Annotated in this window: 15 protein-coding genes and 1 rRNA gene; all 16 read left to right on the forward strand. The window is 42.0% G+C overall.

What is annotated here, in order from left to right; all coding sequences use genetic code 11:
• The first annotated feature begins 80 nt into the window (after positions 1 to 80).
• Positions 81 to 1970 (forward strand): tRNA uridine-5-carboxymethylaminomethyl(34) synthesis enzyme MnmG, encoded by a 1890-nt coding sequence (gene mnmG, locus L1266_RS16915; protein ID WP_054554801.1) that lies wholly within the window; start codon positions 81 to 83, stop codon positions 1968 to 1970.
• Between the two features lie 15 nt (positions 1971 to 1985).
• Positions 1986 to 2606, forward strand: coding sequence for a 16S rRNA (guanine(527)-N(7))-methyltransferase RsmG (gene rsmG / locus L1266_RS16920; RefSeq protein ID WP_054554802.1), 621 nt, complete (start codon positions 1986 to 1988; stop codon positions 2604 to 2606).
• 13 nt (positions 2607 to 2619) lie between these two features.
• Entirely contained in the window at positions 2620 to 3405 is a 786-nt protein-coding gene (locus L1266_RS16925) for a ParA family protein (RefSeq protein ID WP_054554803.1), read from the forward strand.
• Positions 3406 to 3425: 20 nt separating this feature from the next.
• On the forward strand, positions 3426 to 4337 hold the full coding sequence (locus L1266_RS16930) for a ParB/RepB/Spo0J family partition protein (protein WP_054554804.1): 912 nt from the start codon (positions 3426 to 3428) through the stop codon (positions 4335 to 4337).
• A 159-nt stretch (positions 4338 to 4496) separates the two neighbouring features.
• Positions 4497 to 4877: an ATP synthase subunit I gene (locus L1266_RS16935; RefSeq protein ID WP_054554805.1), complete on the forward strand. Its 381-nt coding sequence runs from the start codon at positions 4497 to 4499 to the stop codon at positions 4875 to 4877.
• A gap of 15 nt (positions 4878 to 4892) precedes the next feature.
• Positions 4893 to 5750, forward strand: a complete 858-nt coding sequence (gene atpB / locus L1266_RS16940; RefSeq protein WP_054554806.1) for a F0F1 ATP synthase subunit A — start codon at positions 4893 to 4895, stop codon at positions 5748 to 5750.
• Between the two features lie 56 nt (positions 5751 to 5806).
• The gene (gene atpE, locus L1266_RS16945; protein ID WP_010561330.1) at positions 5807 to 6040 is read left to right on the forward strand and encodes a F0F1 ATP synthase subunit C; all 234 of its coding nucleotides are present in this window, start codon (positions 5807 to 5809) and stop codon (positions 6038 to 6040) included.
• Positions 6041 to 6082: 42 nt separating this feature from the next.
• On the forward strand, positions 6083 to 6553 hold the full coding sequence (atpF, locus tag L1266_RS16950) for a F0F1 ATP synthase subunit B (RefSeq protein WP_054554807.1): 471 nt from the start codon (positions 6083 to 6085) through the stop codon (positions 6551 to 6553).
• 16 nt (positions 6554 to 6569) lie between these two features.
• On the forward strand, positions 6570 to 7103 hold the full coding sequence (atpH, locus tag L1266_RS16955) for a F0F1 ATP synthase subunit delta (protein ID WP_054554808.1): 534 nt from the start codon (positions 6570 to 6572) through the stop codon (positions 7101 to 7103).
• Positions 7104 to 7117: 14 nt separating this feature from the next.
• The gene (gene atpA, locus L1266_RS16960) at positions 7118 to 8659 is read left to right on the forward strand and encodes a F0F1 ATP synthase subunit alpha (RefSeq protein ID WP_054554809.1); all 1542 of its coding nucleotides are present in this window, start codon (positions 7118 to 7120) and stop codon (positions 8657 to 8659) included.
• A gap of 59 nt (positions 8660 to 8718) precedes the next feature.
• Positions 8719 to 9579, forward strand: coding sequence for a F0F1 ATP synthase subunit gamma (gene atpG / locus L1266_RS16965; protein WP_054554810.1), 861 nt, complete (start codon positions 8719 to 8721; stop codon positions 9577 to 9579).
• A gap of 32 nt (positions 9580 to 9611) precedes the next feature.
• A complete protein-coding gene (gene atpD, locus L1266_RS16970; RefSeq protein ID WP_054554811.1) occupies positions 9612 to 10997 on the forward strand; it encodes a F0F1 ATP synthase subunit beta in 1386 nt (461 codons plus the stop codon).
• A gap of 13 nt (positions 10998 to 11010) precedes the next feature.
• Entirely contained in the window at positions 11011 to 11433 is a 423-nt protein-coding gene (locus tag L1266_RS16975) for a F0F1 ATP synthase subunit epsilon (protein WP_054554812.1), read from the forward strand.
• 272 nt (positions 11434 to 11705) lie between these two features.
• On the forward strand, positions 11706 to 13064 hold the full coding sequence (gene glmU, locus L1266_RS16980) for a bifunctional UDP-N-acetylglucosamine diphosphorylase/glucosamine-1-phosphate N-acetyltransferase GlmU (protein ID WP_235377966.1): 1359 nt from the start codon (positions 11706 to 11708) through the stop codon (positions 13062 to 13064).
• 143 nt (positions 13065 to 13207) lie between these two features.
• Entirely contained in the window at positions 13208 to 15037 is a 1830-nt protein-coding gene (locus L1266_RS16985) for a choice-of-anchor I family protein (RefSeq protein ID WP_235377967.1), read from the forward strand.
• A gap of 570 nt (positions 15038 to 15607) precedes the next feature.
• A 16S ribosomal RNA gene (locus L1266_RS16990) occupies positions 15608 to 15723 on the forward strand; the annotation flags it as partial.

Raw genomic sequence — 15723 nt, forward strand, 5'->3', positions numbered from 1 at the left:
TCATTTATCTTCTCTAAATTTCTAGGTAGAATACGCTCCCTTTACAAAGTTTTGCTGGTCGATTAAGTAGGATCCCATAAATGATTTTTCACGAACGTTTTGATGTTATTGTTGTAGGTGGTGGACATGCAGGTACTGAAGCTGCATTAGCATCTGCTCGCATGGGCATGAATACCCTATTGCTAACTCATAATATGGATACCCTTGGTCAAATGTCTTGTAATCCGGCAATTGGCGGTATTGGTAAAGGCCATTTAGTTAAAGAGATCGATGCTCTTGGTGGTGCAATGGCTCAGGCTATTGATAAAGGTGGTATTCAATTTCGTACTTTAAACTCATCTAAAGGCCCTGCAGTACGTGCTACACGTGCACAAGCTGACCGTGCTTTGTATAAAGCAGCTATTCAACATACTTTACAACATCAAGAAAACTTAAAGATCTTCCAACAATCATGTGACGATCTAATCGTTGAAGGTGATCGAGTAATCGGTGTTGTAACGCAAATGGGTCTTCGTTTTAGCGCGCCTTCTGTGGTTCTTACCGTAGGTACTTTCTTAGGTGGTCAGATCCATATTGGTTTAGAGAACTTCAAAGGCGGTCGTGCCGGTGATCCACCTTCAATTGCACTTGCTGAGCGATTACGTGAATTACCTTTCCGTGTTGATCGCTTAAAAACAGGCACACCTCCTCGTATTGATGCGCGAACTGTTGATTTTAGCAAGATGCAAGAACAGCCAGGTGATACCCCAACGCCTGTATTCTCATTTATGGGTAAACAATCGGATCACCCACAGCAGATCCCGTGTTACATCACTTATACAAATGAAAAAACACATGATGTGATCCGCAATAACTTACATCGCTCACCTATGTATTCAGGTGTAATTGAAGGTATTGGTCCGCGTTACTGCCCTTCAATCGAAGATAAGATCGTACGTTTTGCTGATAAAGACAAACATCAAATCTTTGTTGAGCCAGAAGGTTTAACATCATACGAATTATATCCAAATGGTATTTCAACGAGCTTACCGTTTGATGTACAGCTTGAAATTGTGCAATCAATCACTGGTTTTGAAAATGCACATATTTGTCGTCCTGGTTATGCAATTGAGTATGACTTCTTTGATCCGCGCGACTTAAAGCAATCATTAGAAACTAAGTTTATTAATGGTTTATTCTTCGCAGGCCAAATTAATGGTACAACCGGTTACGAAGAAGCAGGCGCACAAGGTTTAATTGCGGGTATGAATGCGGCATTACAAGTACAAGGTAAAGAGTCATGGACACCTCGCCGTGATGAAGCATACACAGGTGTACTCATTGACGACTTAGCAACATTAGGTACTAAAGAACCATACCGTATGTTTACTAGCCGTGCTGAATACCGTTTATTACTTCGTGAAGATAATGCCGACATTCGTTTAACTGAAAAAGGCCGTGAACTTGGCTTAGTTGACGATGCTCGTTGGGCTGCATTTAACGAAAAAATGGAAATCATCGAAAAAGAAACGCAACGTTTAAAAGAAACATGGATCCACAAAGATCACGTTGCTGTTGATCAAGTAAATGCGTTATTAAAAACACCACTGACTCGTGAAGCGAGCCTTGAAGATCTGATCCGCCGCCCTGAAATTCGTTATAACGACTTAATGGCAATCGATGGTTTAGGTTCTGAGTTTGATAACCAAGCTGCACTTGAGCAAGTTGAGATCCATACTAAGTACGCAGGCTATATTGCTCGTCAGCAAGATGAGATCAATAAGCAGCTACGTCATGAACAAACTGTATTACCAAAAGACTTTGATTATTCAACTGTTTCTGGCTTATCAAATGAGGTTATCGCAAAGCTTACAGATAGTCGTCCAGATACAATTGGCCAAGCGTCACGTATTTCAGGTATCACCCCTGCTGCTATTTCGCTATTATTAGTCTATCTGAAAAAGCAAGGCTTACTGCGCAAGACTGCGTAGTTGGTGAGGAATACAGTGTTACAACAACAATTAACTTCGCTGTTAGCGCAAACTGATATTGCGCTAACAGAAAAACAGCAACAACAACTTGTGCAATATGTTGAATTATTAGACAAGTGGAACAAAGCGTATAACTTAACCTCTGTTCGTTTACCTGAAGAAATGATGGTTAAGCATATTATGGATAGCTTAGTTGTTGCACCACACCTTAAAGGCAAACATTACATTGATGTAGGTACCGGTCCTGGTTTACCGGGTATCGTATTAGCCATCGCTTTACCTGATACACAATTTGTATTGTTAGATAGTTTAGGTAAACGCGTGCGCTTTTTGATGCAGGTAAAACATGCACTTGGCCTTGAAAATGTAACCCCAGTGCAGTCTAGAGTTGAAGAATATCAACCAAGTGTTAAATTAGATGGTGTATTAAGTCGTGCATTCGCCTCTTTACAAGATATGGTTGACTGGTGTGCGCACTTGATTGATCATTCAGGTAAATTTATCGCCTTAAAAGGCGTATTTCCGAGCGAAGAACTAGACTCATTACCGAAAGGTATTAAGTTTGATGAAAAAATCAGCTTGGAAGTACCTGAGTTAGATGCGCAAAGACATCTAATCATTCTATCTAAAGACTAGGGATCAGAGCACTGTGGCAAAAGTCATCGCATTAGCAAACCAAAAAGGTGGTGTTGGTAAAACAACCACCGCTGTGAATCTCGCGGCATCGATGGCCGCGACGAAGCGTAAAGTGTTATTAATCGATCTTGATCCGCAAGGAAACGCTACCATGGGTAGTGGTGTCGATAAATACGGTGATGTTGCGACTATTTACGATTTATTGATTGAAGAAACACCAATCGATGAAGTGATCAATAAAGAAACCTCAGGTGAGTATCACTTAATTGCTGCTAATGGCGATGTGACTGCCGCTGAAGTTAAACTAATGGAATTGTTTGCTCGTGAAGTGCGTTTACGTAATGCGCTTGAACAAATTCAAGATCAATACGATTTCATTTTTATCGACTGCCCGCCTTCACTTAACATGCTTACTGTTAATGCCATGGCTGCCGCAGATTCGATTTTAGTTCCGATGCAATGTGAGTATTATGCCCTTGAAGGTTTAACGGCATTAATGGATACCATTACGCAGCTATCTAAGCTAGTAAATCCAGCGTTAACAATTGAAGGGATTTTGCGCACCATGTATGATCCGCGCAATCGCCTTGCAAATGATGTATCAGAACAATTAAAACAACATTTTGGCGATAAAGTATATCGTACCGTTATCCCACGTAATGTCCGTTTAGCAGAAGCGCCGAGTTTTGGTGCCCCTGCCATGTATTATGACCGTGCATCAAGTGGTGCTAAAGCTTACTTAGCCCTAGCCGGCGAAATGTTACGTAGAAAAGAGAAAACATCTTCAGCAGTAGCCTAACTTCGAGGTAAAAAAATAACATGTCTGCTAAAAAACGCGGTTTAGGCCGAGGACTCGACGCTTTATTAAGTTCATCAAAACCTGCCCCAAGTGCAAATAATCAGCAACAAGCGACAGCAACACCAGAGCAAGTCTCTGAAGTAGTTGCAGAGCAAAGCAAAGGTGAGCTGCAAAAATTAGCGATTGAGTTTTTACAATCGGGTAAATATCAACCGCGTAAAGACATGTCTGAAGAAGCGCTAGAAGAGTTAGCCAGCTCAATTCGTGCTCAAGGTATCATTCAGCCAATTGTTGTGCGCCAAATTGGTGCAGACAAATATGAAATTATTGCTGGTGAGCGTCGTTGGCGTGCTGCTCAACTTGCAAAATTAGATGCTGTTCCATGTATCATCAAAGATGTACCAGATGAAGCAGCCGTTGCTATCGCATTGATTGAAAATATCCAACGTGAAGACCTAAACGCGATGGAAGAAGCGATAGCATTAAATCGTTTACTTAACGAATTTGAACTCACTCATCAACAAGTCGCCGAAGCAGTTGGTAAATCGCGTACGACTGTGACTAATTTACTACGTCTAAATAACCTTAACGAAGATGTTAAAATCTTGTTAGAACATGGCGACATCGAAATGGGTCATGCACGTTGTTTATTGGCACTTGAAGGCGAAGCGCAGTCAGATGCTGCTAGATTAGCGGTTGCTAAAGCGTTGACTGTTCGTGAAACTGAGAAATTAGTTCGCTCTATCTTAGAACCAGCTCCGAAAAAAGAAGTGCAAGAAAAAGATCCGGATGTCAAACAGTTAGAACAAAAACTTGCTGAAAATTTAGGCGCCAAAGTAGAAATAAACTACAATAAAAAAGGCAAAGGCAAACTGGTTATCTCTTATACAACTCTTGATGAGTTGGATGGCATTTTAAGCCGTATAAATTAAGACTATTCCCGTCATTAATTAATAACATGTCCAAAAAGAGACATTTGTGGTGTTTTTGCACTACAAAGGGTCGACTCAAGTTGCAAAACTGGTAGGAATCAGTATAATTTCGCCAGTTTTCATACCCTGACAATTTAACGTTCTAAAGGTTAACAAAACGTGACTAATAGGTTAGCAAGGCCGTATAGGCTTGCCGCATTTAAATTAATTTGTCTTCAGGGTATCGTAGCATTAATCGCTGCAGTAATTGTTTTTATAGGTTGGGGAGTCAATGCCGGCCAGTCAGCGCTTGCTGGCGGAGCTGTTGCACTACTCCCTAATTTTGTATTTGCTGTCTATGCATTCCGTTATATGGGTGCAAGTCGAGTAAATCAAGTGTATGCCTCGCTAAAGCGCGGCAACGGATTAAAATTTATGCTAACAATCGTTTTGTTTGCACTGATACTGAAGTCTTACACGGTCGTTTTATTACCGTTTTTCTGTGTTTATGTATTGGTGTTATTTAGCGGATTGTTTGCGCCCGTTTTTTTTAATCATTAACTTTTGGGATATAACATGGCTGCAGAAGAAGTAACTCTATCAAGCCATATTCAGCACCACTTAACTAACGCTAAGATGTGCTCGACCGACGCTGGTCTTGCCTTCAACAAAGCGTGTGCAGACAGTGGTTTCTGGACATGGAATATAGATACCCTCGCATGGTCAATCGGTCTAGGTCTTGTATTTTTATGGATCTTCCGTAGTGCCGCTAAGAAAGCAAATACCGGTGTACCTGGTAAATTTCAGTGTTTCATTGAAATGATCGTTGAGTTCGTTGGCGACAACGTACGTGACACATACCACGGTAAAAGCGCATTAATCGCTCCATTAGCTCTAACGATTTTCGTTTGGGTGTTCTTAATGAACTTAATGGACTTGATTCCGGTTGATTTCCTACCTGCATTCGCTGGCTTCGTTGGCGAGCAAGCATTTGGTATGGATTCTCACGACGTTTACATGAAGATTGTACCTACCACAGACATCAACATGACTGCTGCACTTGCTATTGGTGTATTCATTCTGATGATCGGTTACGCAATCAAAATCAAAGGGATTGGCGGATTCTTAGCTGAATTAACGCTTCACCCGTTTAGCTCTAATAACAAGCTAGCGATGGTGTTCTTAATCCCATGTAACTTATTACTAGAAACAATCGCTTTAGTTGCTAAGCCGTTCTCGTTAGCACTGCGTTTATTCGGTAACTTATATGCTGGTGAGTTGATTTTCATCTTGATCGGCGCAGTTGGTTTAATGCAACTACCGTTGCACTTTATTTGGGCTGTATTCCACATCTTAGTAATCGTACTGCAAGCATTCGTATTCATGATGCTTACAATCGTATACCTAAGCATGGCAAGCTCAGATAATCACTAATTTTTTACACTTTTAAATTTTAACTTTAATTTACAATTGAAACTTTGGAGAAAAAAATGGAACTAATGATTGGTCTTAAGTACATCGCTGTTGCTCTACTTATCGGCTTCGGTGCAATCGGTACTGCTATCGGCTTCGGTAACATGGGTGGTAAATTCCTAGAAGCTTGTGCTCGTCAACCTGAACTTGCACCTTCATTACAAGTTAAGATGTTCATCCTTGCTGGTCTAATCGATGCCGTAGCTATGATCGGTGTTGGTATCGCAATGGTATTGTTGTTCGTACTTTAATATTATTTTTTGAACAGCTTACTATTTTAAGGAGGAGCGGTCGTGAACTTAACAGCCACTCTTATCGGTGAATTAATTGCATTTACGGTTTTCGTACTTTTCTGTATGAAATACGTATGGCCACCACTAAATGGTGCAATTGAAGCTCGCCAGAAGAAAATCGAAGATGGTTTAGCTGCCTCTGATAGAGCCGAAAAAGACTTAGAACTTGCGCAAAAGAAAGCTGCTGAGCAGCTTAAAGAGGCAAAAGCTCAAGCGGCTGATATCATTGAACAAGCTAAAAAGCGTGCCACGCTAATCGTTGACGAAGAAACTGTTCGTGGTCAACAAGAGCGTGAAAAAATTATTGCTCAAGGGCACTCTGAAATCGAAGCAGAGCGTAACCGTGTAACAGAAGAACTACGTAAACAAGTAGCGACGCTGGCAGTGGTTGGTGCTGAGAAGATTTTAGAGCGCGAAATCAATCAAGCCGCACACAGTGACATCGTTGAAAAACTTGTCGCTGAGCTGTAATTAGGAGGGTATGAGCATGTCTGAATTGGCTACTATCGCTCGCCCATACGCTAAAGCGGCTTTTGAACTTGCCGTTGAAAAAGGCACTGTTGAAAGTTGGAACGACATGCTGTTCTTTGCTGGCCACGTTGCCAGCAACGAGCAAGCCGCTGCCGCGCTAGCTGGATTGCCTACTGCTACTGAACAAGCAGATCTGTTTATCAAGATCTGTGCAGAGCAGCTCAACGAACAAGGTCAGAACCTAATCAAGGTGATGGCTGAAAATGGACGTTTAGTTGCACTGCCTGCTGTTGCTGAGTTATTCGCTGAATTTAAAGCGGACTACGACAAAGAAATCGACGTTGACGTGATTTCTGCAACACCGCTTGCTGCTGAGCAGCAAGCAACATTGGTAGCGGCACTTGAAAAACGTTTCGCACGCAAAGTTAAGCTGAATTGTAGTGAAGATACTACAGTTGTTGGCGGTCTTATCATTAAGGCGGGTGACACTGTAATCGACGGCTCAGTACGTGGCAAATTAGCCCGCTTAGCTACATCACTACAATCGTAATTGGGAAAAAGAGCATGCAACTTAATTCCACTGAAATTTCAGATCTGATCAAACAACGTATTGAGCAGTTCGAAGTTGTAAGTGAAGCTCGTAACGAAGGTACTATCGTATCTGTTACTGACGGTATCATCCGCATCCACGGTCTTGCTGACTGTATGCAAGGTGAGATGATCGAGCTTCCTGGCAACCGTTATGCTATCGCACTAAACCTTGAGCGTGACTCAGTAGGTGCTGTAGTAATGGGTCCTTACGCTGACCTTAAAGAAGGCGTAAAAGTTAAATCAACTGGTCGTATCCTAGAGGTTCCTGTTGGTCGTGGTCTACTTGGTCGTGTTGTTAACACACTAGGTGCACCTATCGACGGTAAAGGCGCTTTAGATAACGACGGTTTTGAACCTGTTGAGAAAATCGCACCAGGCGTTATCGAACGTCAATCAGTAGATGAGCCAGTACAAACTGGTTATAAATCTATCGATGCGATGATCCCAGTAGGTCGTGGTCAACGTGAGCTTGTGATCGGTGACCGCCAAACTGGTAAAACTGCATTAGCAATCGATGCTATCATCAACCAAAAAGGTACAGGCGTTAAGTGTGTGTACGTTGCAGTTGGTCAAAAAGCATCTACTATCGCTAACGTAGTACGTAAATTAGAAGAGCACGGTGCATTAGAAAACACGATTGTTGTTGTTGCATCTGCTTCTGAATCTGCGGCACTTCAGTACCTAGCACCATTCTCTGGTTGTACTATGGGTGAATACTTCCGTGACCGTGGTGAAGACGCGCTAATCGTATATGATGATTTATCTAAGCAAGCTGTTGCTTACCGTCAAATCTCATTACTACTTAAGCGTCCACCAGGCCGTGAAGCATACCCAGGTGACGTATTCTACCTTCACTCACGTCTTCTAGAGCGTGCATCACGTGTAAACGCTGATTACGTTGAGAAGTTCACTAATGGTGAAGTGAAAGGTAAAACAGGTTCATTGACGGCATTGCCAATCATTGAAACTCAAGGCGGCGACGTTTCTGCGTTCGTACCGACAAACGTTATCTCTATCACCGATGGTCAGATCTTCTTAGAAACTGACTTATTCAACTCAGGTATCCGTCCAGCTGTTAACGCTGGTATCTCGGTATCTCGTGTTGGTGGTGCAGCGCAAACTAAAATCGTTAAGAAACTAGGTGGTGGTATCCGTCTAGCGTTAGCTCAGTACCGTGAATTAGCTGCGTTCTCGCAGTTCGCGTCTGACCTTGACGATGCAACACGTGCTCAATTAGAGCATGGTGAGCGCGTAACAGAGCTAATGAAGCAGAAACAGTACGCACCAATGTCTGTTGCTGAAATGTCTCTGTCGCTATTTGCTGCTGAAAAAGGCTACCTTAAAGACATCGAAATCGCGAAAATCATGGATTTCGAAGCTGGCCTAATTTCTTATGCAAACAGCACATACGCAGAGCTAATGGCTCAAATCAATGAAACTGGTAACTACAACGCTGAGATTGAAGCTCAACTTAAAGAACTTCTAGAGAAGTTCAAGTCGACGCAAACTTGGTAATTTAGTTATGAATGGTGAGCTTTAGGCAACTAAAGCCCACCTGATTCGGAGAGAGAGTCATGGCCAGCGGAAAAGAGATTAAAAGCAAGATCGGGAGTATCAAGAATACTCAAAAGATCACCAGCGCAATGGAAATGGTTGCTGCGTCTAAAATGAAAAAAGCGCAGGAACGTGTGGCGTCAAGCCGTCCATACGCTGAAAACTTACGCCAAGTGATTGGTCGTGTTGCTCAAGCAAATCTTGATTTTACTCACCCTTTCTTAGAAGAGCGTGAAGTAAAACGAGTTGGTTATATTGTTATCTCTACTGACCGTGGTCTATGTGGTGGCTTGAACTCAAACGAGTTCAAAAAAGTTGCCCTAGATGTTAAAGCGTGGAAAGAAAAAGGCGTTGAAGCTGAATTTACTACTTTAGGTAGCAAAGCAGCTGGCTTTTTCCAACGTTTTGGCGGTAAGTTAGTCGCTAAAAAAGCGAACTTAGGAGATACACCTTCACTACAAGACGTTATTGGTCCTGTAAAGACAATGCTAGATGCATACTCTGAAGGTAAAATTGACCGCTTATACGTAGTATTTAACAAGTTCGTTAATACTATGAAGCAAGAGCCAACAATCGATCAGTTACTCCCTTTGCCAAAAGCTGAAGAAGAAGTATCTCAACATTCTTGGGATTACTTATATGAGCCAAACCCAGAAGCGATTTTAGAAGCTCTGTTAGTACGCTTTATTGAGTCTCAAGTATACCAAGGTGTAGTTGAGAACGCTGCCTCTGAACAGGCTGCCCGTATGGTTGCAATGAAAGCTGCAACTGATAACGCTGGCGACCTTATGGATGAGTTACAGCTTGTTTATAACAAGGCTCGTCAAGCTGCAATCACACAAGAAATTAGTGAGATTGTTGGCGGTTCGGCAGCAGTTTAACGCTTCGGCAAAGTTTAATGAGAGGAATAGACATGAGTTTAGGTAAGGTCGTCCAAATTATCGGCGCCGTTGTGGATATCGAATTTCCACAAGACAACGTGCCAGCCGTATATGACGCACTAAAAGTAACAGATGGCGACTTAGCTGGTTTAACTTTAGAAGTTCAACAACAGCTAGGTGGCGGTGTGGTACGTGGTATCGCACTTGGTACTACTGACGGTTTACGTCGTGGTACTGCAGTAGAAGGTACAGGTCAGCCAATCCACGTTCCAGTAGGTACGAAGACACTAGGTCGTATCATGGACGTATTAGGTAACCCTATTGATGAAGCTGGTCCAATTGGTGAAGAAGAGCGTATGTCTATTCACCGTGCAGCACCTTCTTATGAAGAACAATCAAGTTCAGTAGAACTTTTAGAGACTGGTATCAAGGTAATCGACCTTGTATGTCCATTCGCTAAAGGTGGTAAAGTTGGTCTATTCGGTGGTGCCGGTGTTGGTAAAACCGTAAACATGATGGAACTTATCCGTAACATCGCAATCGAGCACAGCGGTTACTCAGTATTCGCAGGTGTTGGTGAGCGTACTCGTGAGGGTAATGACTTCTACCATGAGATGAACGACTCAAACGTACTAGACAAAGTATCTCTAGTATACGGTCAAATGAATGAGCCACCGGGTAACCGTTTACGCGTAGCGTTAACAGGTCTTACTATGGCTGAGAAGTTCCGTGACGAAGGTCGTGACGTACTTTTCTTCGTTGATAACATCTACCGTTATACTCTAGCGGGTACAGAGGTATCAGCACTTCTAGGTCGTATGCCTTCAGCAGTAGGTTACCAACCAACTCTTGCTGAAGAAATGGGTGTACTTCAAGAGCGTATCGCATCTACTAAGACGGGTTCAATCACTTCAATCCAAGCGGTATACGTACCTGCGGATGACTTAACTGACCCATCTCCAGCAACAACGTTTGCTCACTTAGATGCAACAGTAGTACTTTCTCGTGATATCGCTTCACTTGGTATCTACCCTGCGGTAGACCCACTTGATTCATCTTCACGTCAACTTGACCCACTAGTAATCGGTCAAGAGCACTACGATACAGCGCGTGGCGTTCAAACAGTTCTTCAACGTTATAAAGAACTTAAAGACATCATCGCAATCCTAGGTATGGACGAGCTTTCTGACGAAGATAAGCAAGTTGTATCTCGTGCACGTAAAATCCAGCGTTTCTTATCTCAGCCGTTCTTCGTTGCTGAAGTATTCACAGGCGCGCCTGGTAAATACGTGTCACTTAAAGACACAATTGCTGGCTTCAAAGGTATCTTAAACGGTGAGTTTGATGATATGCCAGAGCAAGCGTTCTACATGGTTGGCTCTATTGAAGAAGCTCAAGAAAAAGCCAAAAGCATGTAATTAGGAGGGTAGTATGGCGGCTATGACTGTACATCTTGACGTAGTAAGCGCAGAAGAGAGCTTGTTCTCTGGTCTGGTTGAATCGATTCAAGTGAGTGGTAGTGAAGGTGACCTTGGTGTTAACTATGGTCACGCTCCATTATTAACTGCCCTAAAACCTGGTATGGTACGTTTAGTTAAGCAATTTGGTCACGAAGACGTGATGTATATTGCTGGCGGCACGCTAGAAGTTCAACCGGATCGCATCACGATTCTTGCAGATACTGCAGTACGTGGTGAAGACCTAGACGAGCAAGCGGCTGAAAAAGCTAAACGTGATGCTGAAGAGCAAATGGCGAATACGTCAACTGCTGAGTTAGATTATCAACAAGCTGCAGTGCAACTTGCTGAAGCAATCGCTCAACTTCGCGTAATTCAACAATTACGTAAAAAGTAAGCCTACTCGGTTTTCGAAAAGCCCACTTAACGTGGGCTTTTTTGTGCCTAAAATTCACCGCTTAGCACCCTACTTTATATTTATACTTATATCCTTCATCAAAGCTCGCTACAATAGTGTAAATTAATAGTGAATAGCTGTTTCATTCAAGGTTCAGTCCAACACATTAGGATTGAGTATTTACACATGATGTGACTTACACAACTTTGTATGTTTTCCAGAACTCACAAAATATTGCACACCTAAAACAAAGAAAGAAGGATATTGTTTTAATGTCTCTGACTACCGTTATTCTTGCTGCGGGTAAAGGCACCCGTATGCGCTCTGCTCTACCTAAGGTATTACACAAAGTTGCTGGCAAACCTATGGTTCAGCACGTTATTGATAATGCCACTGCCCTTGGCGCTCGTGAAACAAATCTTGTTTATGGTCATGGCCGTGATCAGCTTCAAGAAGCCCTATCGCACAACCAAGTAAACTGGGTATTACAAGAAGAACAACTCGGTACGGGTCATGCTGTTGCTGTTGCTAAAGAACACATTGCCGATGATGACACCGTATTAATTCTTTATGGTGATGTGCCACTAACAAAACGCGCGACCTTAGAAAAGCTACTTGCTGCGACTCCAGAAAAAGGCTTAGCAGTATTAACGGTTACCTTAGATGACCCATCAGGTTATGGCCGAATGATCCGTGAAAATGGCAAGCTAGTAGGTATTATCGAACAAAAAGATGCTTCACCTGAGCAACTTGCGATTAAAGAAATCAATACCGGTATTATGGCTGCTAATGGTGCGCTACTCAAACGTTGGTTAGGTAACCTATCTAACAATAACGCCCAAGGTGAATACTACCTAACAGACATTGTTGCTATGGCACACAGTGAAGGGGTTGAAATTACTTCTGCACAGCCTGAGCATCCGATGGAAGTTGAAGGTGCTAATAATCGCGTACAACTTTCAGCGCTTGAACGTGCATACCAAGCATGGCAAGCAGAAGAGCTAATGCTAAACGGCGCAACACTTGCTGATCCTGCTCGTATTGATGTACGTGGTGAAGTAACGACTGGCGAAGACGTACTGATCGACGTTAATGTTATTTTCGAAGGTAAAGTAACGCTTGGTAATAACGTACAAATTGGGCCAAATTGCGTACTTAAAGATTGTACTATCGGCGATAACGTTGTTATTAAAGCTAACTCACTTGTTGAAGAAGCCAGCGTTGCTGCTAAATGCACTTTAGGCCCATATGCCCGCCTTCGCCCTGGTGCGATTATGGAAGAAGACTCGCACATTGGTAACTTCGTTGAGATGAAAAAGAGTCGCTTAGGTAAAGGCTCAAAAGCAAACCACCTAACCTACTTAGGCGACACTGAAGTTGGCGAAAAAGTTAATATTGGCGCAGGGACTATTACTTGTAACTATGATGGCGTAAATAAATCAAAAACCATTATTGGTGATAACGCCTTTATCGGTTCTAACTCATCACTGGTAGCCCCTGTGAATATTGGTGCAATGGCAACGATTGGCGCAGGTTCTGTTATCACTAATACTGTTGAAGATGATCAGCTTGCAGTCGCTCGTGGTAAACAACGTAACCTTACTGGTTGGAAGCGCCCAACTAAAAAGTAATGAGCTACCCTACTAATTTATAAATAAAAAGCGAGTTTATACTCGCTTTTTTTATGACTAAATTTTGTTCTCATAAAAGTGCCATATAGTTGTAATGCCTGCGTGTTGTAATTGCCTCAATACAACTCCAAGGAAAAATAATAATGTTAAAAAGATCAATTATTGCGCTATCACTTTTAACCATTCTTTCTGGCTGCTCATTAGACGGTGACGACGGCAAAGACGGCCTACAAGGTGAACAAGGTCCTGCAGGTCAAAATGGAACTGATGGGGTAAATGGCACCGATGGTACAAACGGAACTGACGGAGCAAATGGTACAGATGCAAACGCTGCTTTAACTATAAATCTTATCGGCCGTGCAGTGCTGAACGCAGAAAGCCCTGAAGGTGCTGCAGAAATTGTCGCTTATCAAGCATCTAAACAACGAATTTTTGCTATCAATAGTTCCGGTGATTCTGCGGTCGTTAATATCATGAAAGCCGATAGCTTTGATCGTGCAGCTTTAGTTAAAGATAACGAAGGGGTTATAAACGGCACTAATTTAACCTCAGAGATTACCCTTGCACTTAATGAGCACAGTGTGGGTGATGCAAACAGTATCGCTATTGATGCTAATAATGAACTTTTAGCCGTTGCAATGGCAGCTAGTAATACCGGTGATGCAGGTTTAATCGCATTTTATGATATTAGTGGCGACGAGCCTCAGTTTATTAAAAATGTATCTGTAGGCGCCCTACCCGACATGGTTACTTTTAGCCATGATGGCAATAAAGTATTGGTTGCAAATGAAGGCGAACCCAATGGTGATTACAGTATTGACCTTGAAGGTTCTATCAGCATTATTAATATTAATGATGGTGTAATTGCAGATACTGCTATTAGCATTACTTTTTCGGCTTATAACGACAAACAAGCAGAGCTTGAAGAACTTGGGATTGTATTTGCTAACCCGACAGGTCGAACAATCAACGGTAACTTGATTAATACAACCGTAGCAATGGATTTAGAACCTGAATACATCAGCATTTCAAAAGACAATAAGTTTGCCTACGTGTCACTACAAGAAAATAACGCCCTTGCTATCGTCAACCTCGAAGATAATAGCCTCGAGCTTAAAGGATTAGGTTTTAAGGATTGGTCTAATTTACTTTTTGATGCATCAGATAAAGACGGTGGCGTTAACTTTAAATCGTACCCTGGTCTCTATGGCATGTATCAACCAGATACGATTTCAAGCTTTACTTGGAAAGGTGCTAACTTTATTGTCACAGCGAACGAAGGTGATGCACGAGAATACTTCTTTGATACAACCGACGAAGCTGATTGTTTAGCAAAAGGTGGTCTAGATTACGATGAAGATGATGGTTGTTTATCATATATAGATGAAACTAGAGCTAAAGACTTAACACTGGCAAGCAGTTTTGACTACCTGAACAATGACAACAGTGATATTGGCCGTTTAAAAGTAACCACTGTTAAAGGTGATGAAGATAATAATGGCGAATATGAATCACTCTATGCATATGGTGCTCGCTCTTTTACCATCTGGGATAGTAACGGCATGGTGGTTTTTGACTCGGGCGATCAAATCTCACGTATTACTGCATCAGTTCACGGAGCAGCATTCAATAATAACGAAGATGAAAATGAAGGTGATAGTCGCTCTGATGACAAAGGTGCAGAACCAGAAGCGTTAGCACTGGGTACGATTGGCGAACGTACATTTGCATTTATTGGTTTAGAGCGTATGGGTGGCATTATGGTGTTTGATATTACTAATCCATACAATGTGACATTCCAAGATTACTTTTTTAATCGTGGCCTAGAAGCTGATGCAGATATAACAGGTGATCTTGCTCCTGAAGGTATGACATTTATACCTGCAGAACAAAGTGCAACGAATGAAGCATTGCTCGTTGTTGGTAATGAAATTTCGGGTTCAATCGCTGTTTGGGAAATTTCTAATAACTAATCCGCCTTATAAAAATAAAAAGCGACATAGCTAATTTAAAGCATGTCGCTTTTTCTATGCCATTTTATCCTCACAAAAATGACTGCTTTTTGAGCTAAAACCCCTCTGTAGCCCTTTATTTGTATGGTTATTGTACTAATTCGAAAATAATCAAAAAAACCTTCAAAAAGTGCTTGCGTTAAAAATCCATCTCCCTATAATGCGCATCCACTGACACGGCGGGCAGCAATGAAAAGCGCTGAACAAAGTGACAGAGAGTTAAGTAAAACTTCGGTTTAAAACGGTCTAAAAAGAAAGTTTAAAATTAAGTGTTGACTCGAAAAATTAAGGATGTATTATACGCATCCCTAGCGACAACGTCGCAAAGTTCTTTAACAATATAAAGCAATCATCTGTGTGGGCACTCGTACAGATTGAGTTCTAACAGCGAAGCTTAGTTTACTAAGTAACGCAAACAAATTTAGAGTCTCAAATGTAACTGAGTGACTTCATAGTCAATTCGATATCGAAAGATATCAAAATCAGAATTCATTGAGCATGGTTTGAAGTTTACTTCAAACAAAAAACTTTTAATTGAAGAGTTTGATCATGGCTCAGATTGAACGCTGGCGGCAGGCCTAACACATGCAAGTCGAGCGGTAACAGAGAGTAGCTTGCTACTCTGCTGACGAGCGGCGGACGGGTGA

It is taken from the genome of Pseudoalteromonas sp. Cn5-37 (genome assembly GCF_021532495.1).
In the GTDB taxonomy this organism is placed as follows: Bacteria; Pseudomonadota; Gammaproteobacteria; order Enterobacterales; family Alteromonadaceae; genus Pseudoalteromonas; species Pseudoalteromonas simplex.

What these genes read in the sequence shown, in the direction of transcription:
- atpA (WP_054554809.1), top strand. Translation starts at nt 7,118, where the DNA reads ATGCAACTTAATTCCACTGAAATTTCAGATCTGATCAAACAACGTATT.
- atpH (WP_054554808.1), top strand. Translation starts at nt 6,570, where the DNA reads ATGTCTGAATTGGCTACTATCGCTCGCCCATACGCTAAAGCGGCTTTT.
- atpE (WP_010561330.1), top strand. Translation starts at nt 5,807, where the DNA reads ATGGAACTAATGATTGGTCTTAAGTACATCGCTGTTGCTCTACTTATC.
- L1266_RS16985 (WP_235377967.1), top strand. Translation starts at nt 13,208, where the DNA reads ATGTTAAAAAGATCAATTATTGCGCTATCACTTTTAACCATTCTTTCT.
- mnmG (WP_054554801.1), top strand. Translation starts at nt 81, where the DNA reads ATGATTTTTCACGAACGTTTTGATGTTATTGTTGTAGGTGGTGGACAT.
- L1266_RS16930 (WP_054554804.1), top strand. Translation starts at nt 3,426, where the DNA reads ATGTCTGCTAAAAAACGCGGTTTAGGCCGAGGACTCGACGCTTTATTA.
- atpB (WP_054554806.1), top strand. Translation starts at nt 4,893, where the DNA reads ATGGCTGCAGAAGAAGTAACTCTATCAAGCCATATTCAGCACCACTTA.
- atpG (WP_054554810.1), top strand. Translation starts at nt 8,719, where the DNA reads ATGGCCAGCGGAAAAGAGATTAAAAGCAAGATCGGGAGTATCAAGAAT.
- atpD (WP_054554811.1), top strand. Translation starts at nt 9,612, where the DNA reads ATGAGTTTAGGTAAGGTCGTCCAAATTATCGGCGCCGTTGTGGATATC.
- glmU (WP_235377966.1), top strand. Translation starts at nt 11,706, where the DNA reads ATGTCTCTGACTACCGTTATTCTTGCTGCGGGTAAAGGCACCCGTATG.
- L1266_RS16975 (WP_054554812.1), top strand. Translation starts at nt 11,011, where the DNA reads ATGGCGGCTATGACTGTACATCTTGACGTAGTAAGCGCAGAAGAGAGC.